Raw genomic sequence first — 12,671 nt, 5'->3', positions numbered from 1 at the left:
TATAAAACCGAAGAGACACATGTTTACAACCTGCAAGCCAACCCTTTTGGTTCACTCACTCTCGCTGCTGGGCGTGCTCAGCGCGTTTCCCGCCGCGGCCCAATCCCTGAACGAAGTCGTGGTTTCCGCCTCGCGCAGCGAACAGCGCAGCTTTGACGCGCCCGCTGCCGTGCAAAGCGTGGCACGCGAAACTATCCAGGGCGCGGGCCCCCAGGTCAATCTGTCGGAATCGCTAGGCCGCGTGCCGGGCCTGACCATCCTGGACCGCCAGAACTATGCGCAGGACTTGCAGGTGTCCATTCGCGGCTTTGGTGCCCGCTCGGCCTTTGGCATACGCGGCATACGCCTGCTGATCGACGGCATCCCGGCCACCACCCCGGACGGCCAGGGCCAGGGTTCTTCGATCAGCCTGACCTCCACCGACCGCATCGAGGTGCTGCGCGGCCCGATGGCGCTGCTGTATGGCAACTCCTCGGGCGGCGTGATCCAGGCATTCAGCAAGGCCGCACCCAAGGAGCCTGAGCTGGGCTACCAGTACTACGTGGGCTCCTATGGCCTGCACCGCGCCGACTACCAGTTTGGTGACACCCTGGGCACGGTGGGCATCATGGCTGACTACAGCACCTTCACCATTGACGGCTACCGCGCCAACAGCTTCACCGAGCGCAAGCAGTTCAACACCAAGATCGGGTTTGATGCCAGCGAGCAGCTGCACGTCAACGTGGTGTTCAACCAGTTCGACATGCCCCTGGCTCAGGACCCGGTGGGGCTGACGCGTACGCAACTAAACCGGGACCCTTCACAGGCGGGCACCAACGCCATCAGTGCTGGCGTACGCAAGGTCGTACTGCAAAACCAGTTGGGCAGCTCGGCCACCTACACCGTGGACCAGGAGCGCTCGTTCACCGGGCGCGCCTACTACGGCACCCGTGAAAACCTGCAGTACCAGGCGGCTGGCAACTGGATCGGCCTGAACCGCGCCTACTTTGGCGTGGGTCTGCAATACAACCAGCGGGCGGTGTGGTCCGGCACCCCCGTGGACTGGGCGGCAGGCTACGAGTTTGACCGCTCGCGCGAGTACCGCCAGGCGGGCTCGAGCCCGATCGGCCAAAAGTCCGGCTCGCCCACCCGCAGCGAAGACAACCAGTCCGAAAACAGCGATCTGTTTGCGCAAGGCACAGCGCTGCTCAGCGATGTGGTGTCGGTCTCTGCTGGAGTGCGCCAGAGCACGGTGCGCTTTACCAGCGAAGACTACTACCCCGTCTCGTCAGGCAACCCGGACGGCACGGGCAACGTGTCCTATCAAGCCACCAACCCGGTGCTGGGCCTCACCTTCCACGCCAGTGATTCCCTGAACCTGTATGCCAACTACGGCAAGGGCTTCGAAACCCCCACGCTGGCCGAAATGGCTTACAAGCTCAACCCGTCCAACCCGGCCAGCGCGCCCGTAGGGCAGTTCAACACGACGCTCAATGCATCCAGCAGCCAGCATTACGAACTGGGCGCCAAGTGGGTACCCAATGCGTCCTCCCGCATCGACCTGGCCCTGTACCAGGTCAATACCGTGGATGAGCTGGTGGCCGCCAAAAACACGAATGGCCAAATCGCTTACATCAACGCCCCCGGCACTTCGCGCACGGGTTGGGAGTTGTCTGGCAGCACGCAGCTCACGCCGCATCTGAGCTTCAATGCCTCGGCCTCCATGATCGACGCCTCTTACTCGCAACGCTTCACCACCAACGGCGTGACCATTGCCAGCGGCAACAAGCTGCCGGGAATCCCCCAGTCCTCCCTGTTCTCCGAACTGGCATGGACCAGCGAGGCCACCCCGGCCAAGGCCAGTGGACTGCGCCTGGGCGTGGAGATGGTGCAAGCCGGGCGCATCTACGCCAATGACCTCAACACCGAGTCGGCCGACGGCCGCACGGTCTTCAACCTCAGCGCCAGCCAGCGCTGGGGCGTTGGCAAGGGTGCGCTCACCTTGTACGGCCGCCTCAACAACGTCAGCGACGAGAAGTACGTGGGCTCGGTCATCGTCAACCAGGCCTCCAGCCAGTTTTACGAGCCCGGCCTGCCGCAAAACTGGACGCTGGGCCTGAGCCTGAACCTGCCCATCTGATCGCACGGCCAAGGGGCAGGCCTGCGAGGGCCGCCCCTTGAGGTGTACACCGGCAGGCGGATTGATCCCTATCAAAGTCTGGTGAAGGGTGAAGGCGCACCATGGCCTTGTTCATTCATAAAAGGTCTGCCATGAAGCACCTCGACACCACCGCCTTCAAAGCCACCCTGTTGCAGCAACGCCAGTCGCTGCTGACCCAGCTCACCACCCTGCGCGGAGGCGAGGTGGGCCGCGCCCAGGCTTCTACCGAACACTTTGCCAGCCGCGAGGACACCGAGGCCGCAGCCAATACCGCACGCGATCTGGAACTGGCCATGGACGCCCATGACACCCACGAGATAGCCACCGTGGACGCTGCCCTGAAGCGCATTGCCGACGGCACCTACGGCGAGTGCGTGGACTGCGGCGCCGCCATTGCCGAGGCCCGCCTTCTGGCCGCACCCGAAGCCAGCCGCTGCATCACCTGCCAGGAAAAGCTGGAGAAGCAGGCCAAGGCCAGCCGCGTCTGAGCGCCAGCGCCTGAAAGAGCGTGCCGGGCTGCTATCCTGCGGCCATGCGCAGCCTCTTCCATTTCGCCTTCAACGTCACCGACCTGGACCTGGCGCGCCGCTTTTACGGCGAGGTGCTGGGCTGCGTGGAGGGCCGCAGCACCGCCACCTGGGTGGACTTTGATTTCTTTGGCCACCAGCTCTCGCTGCACCTGGGCGAGCCCTTCAAGACGGCGCTGACCGGCCATGTGGGAGAGCACCTGGTGCCCATGCCGCACTTCGGCCTGGTGCTGGCCCTGCCCGACTGGCAGGCCATGGCCGGGCGCCTGCAAGCCGCCCACACCGTCTTTGTGCTGGAGCCGCAGCTGCGCTTTGCCGGGCAACCCGGCGAGCAATGGACCCTGTTTTTTCTGGACCCCTTCGGCAACCCGCTGGAGATCAAGGGCTTTGCCTCGCTCGACACGCTGTGCGCCACATGATGAATTACACCTTTGCCTCGGCCACCATCCTGCTGGTGCTGATCACCGACCCGGTGGGCAACATCCCCATCTTTGCCAACGCGCTCAAGCACGTGTCACCCGAGCGCAGGCCCTGGGTCATCCTGCGTGAAATCCTGATTGCGTTTGTGCTGCTGCTGACCTTCATGTTTGTGGGCGAGCGCTTTCTGCAGGTGATGAACCTCTCGGAGCTGGCGCTGCAAATCGGCGGCGGCGTGATCCTGTTCCTGATCGCCCTGCGCATGGTGTTCCCGCACGCAGAAGGGCCGGACCCGGAGCAGATGGAGGAGCCGCTGATCGTGCCGCTGGCCGTGCCGGCAATAGCAGGCCCCAGTGCCCTGGCCACCGTGTTGCTGCTGGTGTCACAACAGCCCGAGCGCCGCATGGAGTGGATCGGCGCCCTGTGTGTCACCATGCTGGTGAGCGCGGTGGTGCTGGTGTCGGCCGAGCGCATTCAGCGCCTCATCGGCACCCGCCTGGTGGTGGCGGTGGAGCGGCTCATGGGCCTGGTGCTGGTGTCGGTCTCGATTGAAATGATGCTGCGTGGCATCAAGACCTTTGCACTGCAGCTAAGCCACGCCTAGGCGTGGCCGCTGTGCCTCAGTCTTCCAGCAGCGACAGGTCGCGCACCGCGCCCTTGTCGGCCGACATCACCAGCTTGGCATAGGCCCTGAGGGCTGCAGACACCTTGCGCGGACGCGGCAGTGCGGGCTTCCAGCCTTTGGCATCCTGCTCGGCGCGGCGCTTGGCCAGTTCTTCATCACTGAGCAGCACGTCAATGGAGCGCTTGGTGATGTCGATGCGGATACGGTCACCATTGCGCACCAGGCCGATGGCACCACCGGCTGCCGCTTCGGGCGAGCAGTGGCCAATCGAGAGGCCCGAGGTGCCGCCGGAAAAACGGCCGTCAGTCAGCAGGGCACAGGCTTTGCCCAGACCCTTGGACTTGATGTAACTGGTGGGGTAGAGCATTTCCTGCATGCCGGGGCCGCCCTTGGGGCCCTCATAGCGCACGATGACCACATCACCGGCCACCACCTTGTCGGCCAGAATGTGTTCCACCGCCTCGTCCTGGCTCTCCACCACGTGGGCCGGGCCTTCAAACACCATCAGGGTGTCGTCCACACCAGCGGTCTTGACCACGCAGCCGTCCAGCGCGATGTTGCCGCGCAGCACGGCCAGGCCACCTTCCGCAGAGAAGGCGTGGTCGCCGGAGCGGATGCAGCCCTCGGCACGGTCGGTGTCCAGGCTGGGCCAGCGCGCATTCTGGCTGAAGGCCACCTGGGTGGGGATGCCTCCGGGGCCGGCCATGTAGAACGTCTTGACGGCCTCGGACGGGTTGCGGGCCACGTCCCACTGGTCCAGCGCGTCTTTCAGGGTCTTGGCGTGCACGGTGGGCACATCGGTGTGCAGCTTGCCCGCGCGGTCCAGCTCGCCCAGGATGCCGTAGATGCCACCTGCGCGGTGCACGTCTTCGATGTGGTACTTGTTGGTGTTGGGCGCCACCTTGCACAGCTGGGGCACCACGCGCGAGAGGCGGTCGATGTCGGCCAGAGTGAAGTCGATCTCGGCCTCCTGGGCAATCGCCAGGATGTGCAGGATGGTGTTGGTAGAGCCACCCATGGCAATGTCCAGGGTGATGGCATTCTCAAAGGCCTTGAAGCCCATGGAACGCGGCAGGATGCTGCTGTCATCCTGCTCATAGAAGCGCTTGCACAGCTCCACGGCCAGGTGCCCGGCGCGCTTGAACAGCTGCTCGCGGTCGGCATGCGTGGCCACCACCGTGCCATTGCCCGGCAGGGCCAGGCCCAGGGCTTCGGTCAGGCAGTTCATGGAGTTGGCGGTGAACATGCCCGAGCAGGAGCCGCAGGTCGGGCAGGCGGAGCGTTCCACCTCGGCCACATCGGCGTCGCTCACCTTGTCGTCGGCGGCCATCACCATGGCGTCGATCAGGTCGAGCTTCTTGAACTCCATCTTGTGCGTGGTCGGGTTGGCCAGCTTGACCTTGCCCGCCTCCATAGGGCCGCCCGACACAAACACCACGGGGATGTTGAGGCGCATGGCGGCCATCAGCATGCCGGGGGTGATCTTGTCGCAGTTGGAGATGCAGACCATGGCGTCGGCGCAATGGGCGTTGACCATGTACTCCACACTGTCGGCAATGATGTCGCGGCTGGGCAGCGAATACAGCATGCCGTCATGGCCCATGGCGATGCCGTCGTCCACGGCAATGGTGTTGAATTCCTTGGCCACACCGCCTGCCGCTTCAATCTCGCGCGCCACCAATTGGCCCAGGTCCTTCAGGTGCACGTGGCCGGGCACAAACTGGGTGAAGGAGTTGACCACCGCGATGATGGGCTTGTCAAAGTCGCCATCCTTCATGCCGGTGGCGCGCCACAGCGAGCGGGCACCGGCCATGTTGCGGCCAGCGGTGGAGGTTTTGGAGCGGTATTGGGGCATGGGTGAAACCAGGTAAACGCTTCACCCGACCAAGTCGTTCGAAGCTGGGAAAGTCGGGGAAAAGCCGGAGAAAAAAGTGAGTCGATTGTAGCCATGCCGCCCCATCCGGGGCTGTACAGACCCCATGGTGGCCAACAGGGTTATTGCGTCATTTCCTGTTCCATGGCGCCAAACAGGCTGTGGCCGGCGGCGTTCTTCATGTCGATGCACACGGTGTCGCCGTAGCGCATGTACTCGGTGCTGGCCTGGCCGTCCTGCAGCACTTCCATGGCGCGTTTTTCGGCAATGCTGTTGTAGCCCTTGGGCCAGCTCCACTGGCCACGCTTTTCAGCACCGGCATTGCTGAGCGGTGCGGCCGCCAGAATGCTGCCCGCACGCACCGGCCGGGTCTTGGCCAGCAGGGCGATGAGTGGGCCAAAGGGGTAAGCCATGTCGGCACCGCTGTCGCACAGGCCGACCTTGCGGCCATTCCAGCTGCACTGCAGCGGCAGGCTGACCCGGCCGCGGCTCCAGGCATCGCCCAGTTCATCGGGTGTGATGGCCACCGGGCTGAAGGCCATGGCGCACTGGCTTTGCGTTGCGGCGGCGCTGCGCTCGGCCCCTGGCGCCAGCAGGCTGCGCAGGGTGAAGCTGTTGCTCAGCATGAGCAGGCGCACGCCGTCCAGCGCGCGGTCAGCGGCGCAGTCCTGCGGAATGTCACCGGTAACCACCGCCAGGCCTGCGCCAAAGTCCAACCCCAGGGCTTCGGTGGCACAACGCACCGCATCGTGCGCGCCCAGCAGGCTGTCGCCTGCCAACTGCAGCATGTCCGGCCCGGCAGAGCGGTCTTCTGGCTCGCCCAGGCCTGCGGCTTTGAGCAACAAATCGGTGTGGCTGGGCCAGGCTGCGGCACGCACACACTGGTAGGCGCGCGGCAGCGGCGCCATGCACTGGGCCGGATCGAAGGCAAAGGCATGGCGGGCGCGCCCGGCGTTGAGCGCATCAAACACATCCTGCAACTGGGGCGAGAGAAAGTTCCAGTCGTCCAGCACCTGTTGCAGGCGGTTGGCAATATGCGAGGCGTAATGGGCCTGGGTCAGGTCGCGTGACACCACGACCAGCTGGCCGTCGCGCGAACCGTCTTTGTAGGTTGCAAGTTTCATGGGGGCATTTTCGCCGCTTTTGCCCGCCGGGGCGCCCGGGCGCTTGTCGCCCTAAACTGGGGGCCTTGCGTTAAACCCTGAACCGGCACCTCCCCCACACGCCCTGCCCTCTGCATCTCCCAGCATCCGATCTTCCAGCTTTGCCTTTGCATGCCCACTTCACCACCGCAGTCACCGCCGAACAACTCCTCCACCCTGCTGCGGCTGCTGGTGCTCACCGTGCTGGTGCTGCTGGTGCATGGCTTGCTGCTGGCAGGCGCATCGCCCACCTGGCTGCTGTTTGCGGGCGCCGCCCAAGAGCCGCCCCAGGCCCCTGCGGTGGCGAGTTTTGTGACGCGCACCATTGCTCCCACACCAGCCCCTGCACCACAGGAACGCAAGCCGCAGCCTCCTCCGCGTGCTGCAAAGCCTGTGCCAGCCAGCACGGCCCAGGCTGCTGAGGCAACGCCCAGCCCCGCGACCACAGCACCTGCAACGGCAGCTGCAGATTCCACAGCGGCCACCAGCCCGGCAGCCACTCAGCAAGACGTGGCAGTCACCGCTGCAGAAGCGGCCAAGCCCGCAGTAGCAGAGCCCGCCACACCACCCGCTCCAGTAAAACCGGCCTCGGCGGCTGCCGCTGCTGCGCCAGCGCCTGCCACGGCGAGCGCTGCGGCCGATGTGCTGCGTGCCAACTCTGTGCGTCTGCCAGACCCCATACGCCTGCTCTATGACGGCAAAGGCGAAGAGCGGGGCTTCATCAAATACGCCGCCAGCAGCGAACTGCTGTGGCTGCACGATGGCGCCCAGTACAGCGCGCGTCTGGAGATATCGGCCTGGGGTTTTCGGGTGCGCACCTGGACCAGCAAGGGCGAACTCGGCGCTACCGGCCTGGCACCCGTGCGCTTTGGCGACAAGCCACGCGGGGCCGAACTGGCCACGCATTTCCAGCGCGACAAGGGCATCATTTCCTTCAGCGCCAACAACCCCGATGTGCCCTTGCAGGTCGGCGCGCAGGACAAACTCAGCGCCCTGCTGCAGCTCAGCGCACTGGTGGCCGGTGCGCCCGAGCGCTACAGCGCAGGCAAGACCATCCGCTTTCAGGCGGCCGACGCGCACCGCGCCGAGCTGTGGGATTTTCAGGTGGGCGCGCTCGAACTGCTGGACCTGCCCGGCGGCCCCAAGCAGGCGCTCAAGTTCAGCAAGGCACCCACCGCAGAGTTTGACCAGGGCATCGATGTCTGGCTGGCACCCGACATGCAGTACCTGCCGGTGCGCCTGCGCATCACCGAGGCCAATGGCGCTTTTGCCGACCTGTTGTGGCGAAAGACACAAAATTCCGAATAGCCACCGTCGGCCAGATTTTTCCTGTTACTCTTGAAACCAGACAGCTCGCTCCCAATTGCCAAGCAACCCAGGAAAGCCCGCCGCCATGCATACCCTTTACGACTCCGAGACCTTCTCTGTCACCCATATGCTGGCCAATCTGGACACCGATGCCCAGCATCCGAGTGGCGCCAGCAAGTCCGAACACGGAGCGCAGGTGCTGCCCATGCTGCTGCGCCACGGCTTCGAGATCGTGGACAAACGGGCCAACAAAGAGGTTTATCTGGACGGCTCATGGGCCGAACTGTTCCAGCAGCACATCCAGGCCTGGCAGGCCAACACGCCCACCCAGGAAGAAGTGGAAGACACGCTGGAGCGTTACGCCGAGCTGGCGCAAAACCCGCTCAGCATTCATTAGCCCCCACGGTCGCCCACTACGTGTGACTTCCTTCCCCCCAAGGGGGCCGCGTTTTGCCTTGGGGTGGCCCGGCGGCAAAACCTATTCCAACCTTTGCCCCATGGCCTCGCCCATCACAATGGCGCGTGCCGGCTCCCACGCCGGGTTGAAAGCCAACTGGTTTTTGGCAAACAGCATGACGACGGTGGAGCCCAGCAAAAAGCGGCCCATCTCCTCGCCCTTCTTGAGTACCACCTGATCGCCCTGGTACTGCCACTCGCAAATCTGCGGGCTGCGCGGCGGGTTCACCTGGCCGTGCCAGACGGTGGCCATGCTGCCCACAATCGTGGCACCCACCAGGGTCAGCACAAAGGTGCCGTTGTCACCCTCAAACACGCACACCACACGCTCGTTGCGGGCGAACAGGCCGGGCACACCGCGCGCCGTGGTCGGGTTCACCGAGAACAGATCGCCCGGCACATAAATCATGCGGCGCAAGCGCCCGTCGCACGGCATGTGGATGCGGTGGTAGTCGCGCGGGCTCAGGTACAGGGTGGCAAAGCTGCCGTCCTGGAACTGCGCGGCCAGACTGGCGTCACCACCCACCAGCGCCGTGGTGCTGTAGCTGTGGCCCTTGGCCTGGAAGATCTGGTCGCCAGCAATGGGGCCAAACTGGCTGATGGCACCATCTACCGGGCACAGGTAGTCGGCAGCGGCCTGCGGCCGGGCGCCTACTTTGAGGGCGCGGGTGAAGAAGTCATTGAAGCTGGCGTAAGTGGCGATGTCGGGCTGTGCGGCCTCGGCCATGTTGACGTTGTAGCGCTTCACAAACCAGCGGATCAGCGCCGTGGTCAGCGCACCACCCTGGGCCCCGGCCACCCAACCGGCGAACACGGTCAGCGCTTTTTTGGGCAGCAGGTACTGCGGAAGGACCGCTAAAGAGTCAGACATGGCAGAACCTTTTGAATATTGGTAAGCGCGGGGGAAGGGCCGCGAATTATAGTGAGCGCATGAGCACCGCCCGCATCCCCCCCATCCAGTGTCTGTTGACGTTTGAAGCCCTGGCACGCCTGCGCAGCGTGACCCAGGCCTCTGAAGAACTGCACGTCACCCCCAGCGCCGTCAGCCACCGGGTGCGCCAGCTCGAGGAAATCATTGGCACCAAGCTGTTTGGCCGCTCCGACTTTTCGCTCACCGTGGAGGGCAGCGAATACCTGGCCCATGTGCGCGAGGGCCTGGCCATCCTGCAGAAGTTCCCCAGTTCCTCGGCCCTGCCGGGCAAGCGCAAGCTGCGCGTGGCCGTCACCCCCACCTTTGCCCGCAGCCTGCTGATCCCGCGCCTGCGCCAGTTCACCGAGGCCTACCCCGAGATCGACCTGACCCTGCAGGTCTCCATTCCGCTGCTGGACGTGGTGGCCGAAGACGCCGACCTGACCGTGCGCTTTGGCCCCGGCCGCTACGCCGACCTGGAGTACCTGTGCCTGACCAAGGACGAGGTGACGCCCCTGGCTTCGCCCGCCTTTGTGCGTGAGCACGGACCCTTCGAGACCGCGCAGGACCTGGAGCGCATCTCGCTCCTGCGCAGCCCGCTGGAGCCCTGGCGCACCTGGTTCTCGGCCAACCACCTGGACTGGCCGGAGCCGGTGGACGGCTCGCAGTTCAATGACATCGGGCTGATGTGCGACGCCGCCGCCGCCGGCATGGGTGTGGCCCTGATCCGCCTCAAACTGGGCGCGCCCTGGCTGGAGGTGGGCTCCCTGGTGCGCCTGGGCACCAGCGAAGTGTTTCTGCGCAATGTGCCCAGCCCCCACGCCCACTACCTGTGCTGGCGCACCGGCGCCATGGACCGCTGGGAAGTGGCGGCGTTTACGGATTGGTTGAAGAAGTCGTTGGGGTGAGGGCGGTCAAACCGGTAGCCAAGCCGGCAAAAAACCCGCATTCCCACACGTGAGTTTTGAGTGAGCGGCATCCGGCGATTTCCCAGAAGCCGTCTGGAAAATCGGCACTTTCAAAGATATGGCAGAAGGCTTCTGCCATATTTCTGCCTCCCGACTTCAATCTGTCCCGATCGAGCTACGTCGTCCTCAACGGCAACCGAGGGTACGGATGAGCGGCAGTTCTCAAAAGCAAGGGGCTCGGCATAGGTCCGCTTTAGAATTCAGTTTCAGCAAGGGACAGAACGCTGAGGTGGCGCCAAGCCACACCACTCGGCTTCACATAAGAAATCGCCAGGACATCGCTTGCGAGCTCTATCGCTCTGCTGGTCCGCCAACCCGATTCCACCCTTGCACAGGCATTTTCCATGGCCGAGAAGATTCCCTATTTAAGAAACACGTTTAAAAGCAGTTTTGCAATCGTCAAAGCGTGGAAATATTTCGAGGGCGAACAAGGTTGTACGCCCGTGGTTTTGGATGGCATATGCCTGCGTTTTGACCAGTCGCCGCCAGACTTGCCGCAGCCCGAAAAGGCTGACAACCAACCTGCCGCAAAGCCCGTCACACCAGTAGCGAAGACAGTAGAGCCCGCAGTTCAAAAGCCCAAACCTGTAGACCCTGTGGTTTCGCTGCTGGCCTGGGCCATTGCGCAACCTGCAGCACCGCCTGCACAAAGCGAGAAGAAAGAATCCGCAGAAAAAGTCGCAAGCACCAAGAAAGTAGAACCCTTTGACCTGTATGAATTGCCCATCGGCATGCGTGCTGAAGGCTTTGAGGTCGGTGAAAAATTTGCGAGGCGTTGGTTCAATGGCCGGGCTTACACGGCGTTTGCCAGGAGTCAGAAGACAGGCGACATAGTGGAGGGACGCTATGACGCCGACATGATTGATGCCGATACGGTAAAGCTCGCCTGGCTATTCAAAAACGAGCGCATCAAGGAGAAGTATGACGACTTGCTCAGCAGAGTTCACAACAATTCTGCTATTCGCGAAGTGCGTGCGCGATTTGTTCGCTTCTTGCTGAACAACCCGACCTTCAGTGGGACTCTCGATACATTGAATTTTCACAATGGCGATCTGCAAGACCTGCACTCATATTTCGAGTTTCAGCTTAGTCCCGTAAGTACCTATGACACGGCTGTCAACATTGGGGCAAGCGGTGCGAGTGTCTATGCGATGTCCGACGTTTCTGCATCACTTGGCAATTTTGCCTTCTATGCGGCCGTGGCGCGCGCGACCGTCAAACAAGATATTTACAACCGGTACATGCCAAATGGCACTCAGTATTGCCGCAAGGCCAAGGTTGAGATCACCCACATCTATGCCTACGCGAGGGATAGCTATTCGTTTCACGATGCTGGAAGTGCATCGCAATACTTGGGCCATTGGAACAAGTCGGGTGTTGTCATCATGCCCAATGCGGCAGCAGCCAGCATGGCTACCAAGCAACTACTAGACGCGACAAGCGGCAGGTGGGATGCTTCCATCGAACTCGGCAATCAGACCTACCCGCCATTTCCAGTGGATGTGGTGGGCAAGCTGCTGGGTCGGGATGTGTACTACCCAGTGCGAAATCGGGATTTTCAGGACTGGCGAACCAAGAAGGGGCGCGGCGGGGACTTCCTGATTTATTCCGACCGCAAACTAGTCAAGCTGGACGCCCCAATATTTTTGGATATGGGAGAGATATGCCAATGAAGAACCGAAACCACTTGGCCGTCAGCGCCAGAACCTTTTGGACGGCTTTGGTAGTGCTGGCTTTGGTGAGCTTGTCGGCTTTACGGTGGCAAACATCGCCCCGGCATTGCCCACCGGAAGAACACGCCTTTGCTGGCCAACCCTATGACATTGAGGTCTGCTCTATGGGCGGCGATGACTTCCATGCCTTGCTGCGGCTACGCGTCTATTCCAGGCAAGGTGAACTTTTGGCGCAGCGCTCCTTTACCCAATTGAAGGTTCCCGGTGCGGACACTTCATTGAACACGCTTGACTTTCAACCATCGCAAATCACTTATTCAGATGCAGAGCCTAGTGACCGTGACCATATACCGCCTGAATATGCCCTGAAAATGCCGCCTACCCGGTGGGACTGGATAACCGCCAATGTCTCCAGGCTGCTATGGACATGACCTCTATGGAATTTCATTTTTTTCTCCTGTACGGACTGTCTGAGTCGGACCGCGAAATGGATGGCATCGTTGAACGGCTTGGTGATGCGGGATGCCTCGACGCATTGGTGGGCACGGGCCTTCCAACTCGCTTGGGGCTACGCTTCATTCGAGAGGCAGAGTCCATGAAGACTGCCATGGAGGGCGCAATGGCAGCCATCC

General features: G+C 62.8%; 12 protein-coding genes. 9 read left to right on the top strand and 3 right to left on the bottom strand.

Annotated features, from left to right (window positions below; all coding sequences use genetic code 11):
- Positions 1-19: 19 nt before the first annotated feature.
- The 4 genes from DIC66_RS15220 to DIC66_RS15205 all read left to right on the top strand — a co-directional run bounded on the left by DIC66_RS15220 (position 20) and on the right by DIC66_RS15205 (position 3,688).
- On the top strand, positions 20-2,119 hold the full coding sequence (locus tag DIC66_RS15220) for a TonB-dependent receptor family protein (RefSeq protein ID WP_117178716.1): 2,100 nt from the start codon (positions 20-22) through the stop codon (positions 2,117-2,119).
- Positions 2,120-2,250: 131 nt separating this feature from the next.
- Positions 2,251-2,628, top strand: a complete 378-nt coding sequence (locus DIC66_RS15215) for a TraR/DksA family transcriptional regulator (protein ID WP_117178714.1) — start codon at positions 2,251-2,253, stop codon at positions 2,626-2,628.
- 44 nt (positions 2,629-2,672) lie between these two features.
- Positions 2,673-3,086 (top strand): VOC family protein, encoded by a 414-nt coding sequence (locus DIC66_RS15210; protein WP_117178712.1) that lies wholly within the window; start codon positions 2,673-2,675, stop codon positions 3,084-3,086.
- A complete protein-coding gene (locus DIC66_RS15205) occupies positions 3,086-3,688 on the top strand; it encodes a MarC family protein (protein WP_117178710.1) in 603 nt (200 codons plus the stop codon). The genes DIC66_RS15210 and DIC66_RS15205 overlap by 1 nt, the downstream gene beginning before the upstream one ends.
- A gap of 16 nt (positions 3,689-3,704) precedes the next feature.
- Here DIC66_RS15205 and ilvD read toward each other — a convergent pair whose 3' ends face one another.
- On the bottom strand, positions 3,705-5,564 hold the full coding sequence (gene ilvD / locus DIC66_RS15200) for a dihydroxy-acid dehydratase (protein WP_117178708.1): 1,860 nt from the start codon (positions 5,562-5,564) through the stop codon (positions 3,705-3,707).
- A 140-nt stretch (positions 5,565-5,704) separates the two neighbouring features.
- Positions 5,705-6,706, bottom strand: a complete 1,002-nt coding sequence (locus tag DIC66_RS15195) for a fumarylacetoacetate hydrolase family protein (RefSeq protein WP_117178706.1) — start codon at positions 6,704-6,706, stop codon at positions 5,705-5,707.
- A gap of 150 nt (positions 6,707-6,856) precedes the next feature.
- On the opposite strand from DIC66_RS15195, the gene DIC66_RS15190 reads away from it, so the two are divergent.
- Positions 6,857-8,032, top strand: coding sequence for a DUF3108 domain-containing protein (locus DIC66_RS15190; RefSeq protein WP_117178704.1), 1,176 nt, complete (start codon positions 6,857-6,859; stop codon positions 8,030-8,032).
- A gap of 85 nt (positions 8,033-8,117) precedes the next feature.
- Positions 8,118-8,429: a BTH_I0359 family protein gene (locus DIC66_RS15185; protein ID WP_117178702.1), complete on the top strand. Its 312-nt coding sequence runs from the start codon at positions 8,118-8,120 to the stop codon at positions 8,427-8,429.
- An 81-nt stretch (positions 8,430-8,510) separates the two neighbouring features.
- Here the strand turns inward: DIC66_RS15185 and asd are convergent, their stop codons facing one another.
- Positions 8,511-9,359, bottom strand: a complete 849-nt coding sequence (gene asd / locus DIC66_RS15180) for an archaetidylserine decarboxylase (RefSeq protein ID WP_117178700.1) — start codon at positions 9,357-9,359, stop codon at positions 8,511-8,513.
- Positions 9,360-9,418: 59 nt separating this feature from the next.
- Between asd and DIC66_RS15175 the strand changes: the two genes are divergently transcribed.
- The 3 genes from DIC66_RS15175 (at position 9,419) to DIC66_RS22950 (ending at position 12,470) form a co-directional block, all read left to right on the top strand.
- Complete coding sequence (locus DIC66_RS15175) at positions 9,419-10,306, top strand: LysR substrate-binding domain-containing protein (protein ID WP_117178698.1); 888 nt, start codon at positions 9,419-9,421, stop codon at positions 10,304-10,306.
- A gap of 404 nt (positions 10,307-10,710) precedes the next feature.
- Positions 10,711-12,039, top strand: a complete 1,329-nt coding sequence (locus DIC66_RS15170) for a DUF6402 family protein (protein ID WP_117178696.1) — start codon at positions 10,711-10,713, stop codon at positions 12,037-12,039.
- A complete protein-coding gene (locus DIC66_RS22950; protein WP_158558919.1) occupies positions 12,030-12,470 on the top strand; it encodes a hypothetical protein in 441 nt (146 codons plus the stop codon). The genes DIC66_RS15170 and DIC66_RS22950 overlap by 10 nt, the downstream gene beginning before the upstream one ends.
- The last annotated feature ends 201 nt before the right edge of the window (positions 12,471-12,671 follow it).

The sequence above is a fragment of the Rhodoferax lacus genome, assembly GCF_003415675.1.
Taxonomy (GTDB): Bacteria; Pseudomonadota; Gammaproteobacteria; order Burkholderiales; family Burkholderiaceae_C; genus Allorhodoferax; species Allorhodoferax lacus.
Note: the sequence above shows the minus strand (reverse complement) of the source record. Positions and strands in the feature narration are given on the sequence as shown.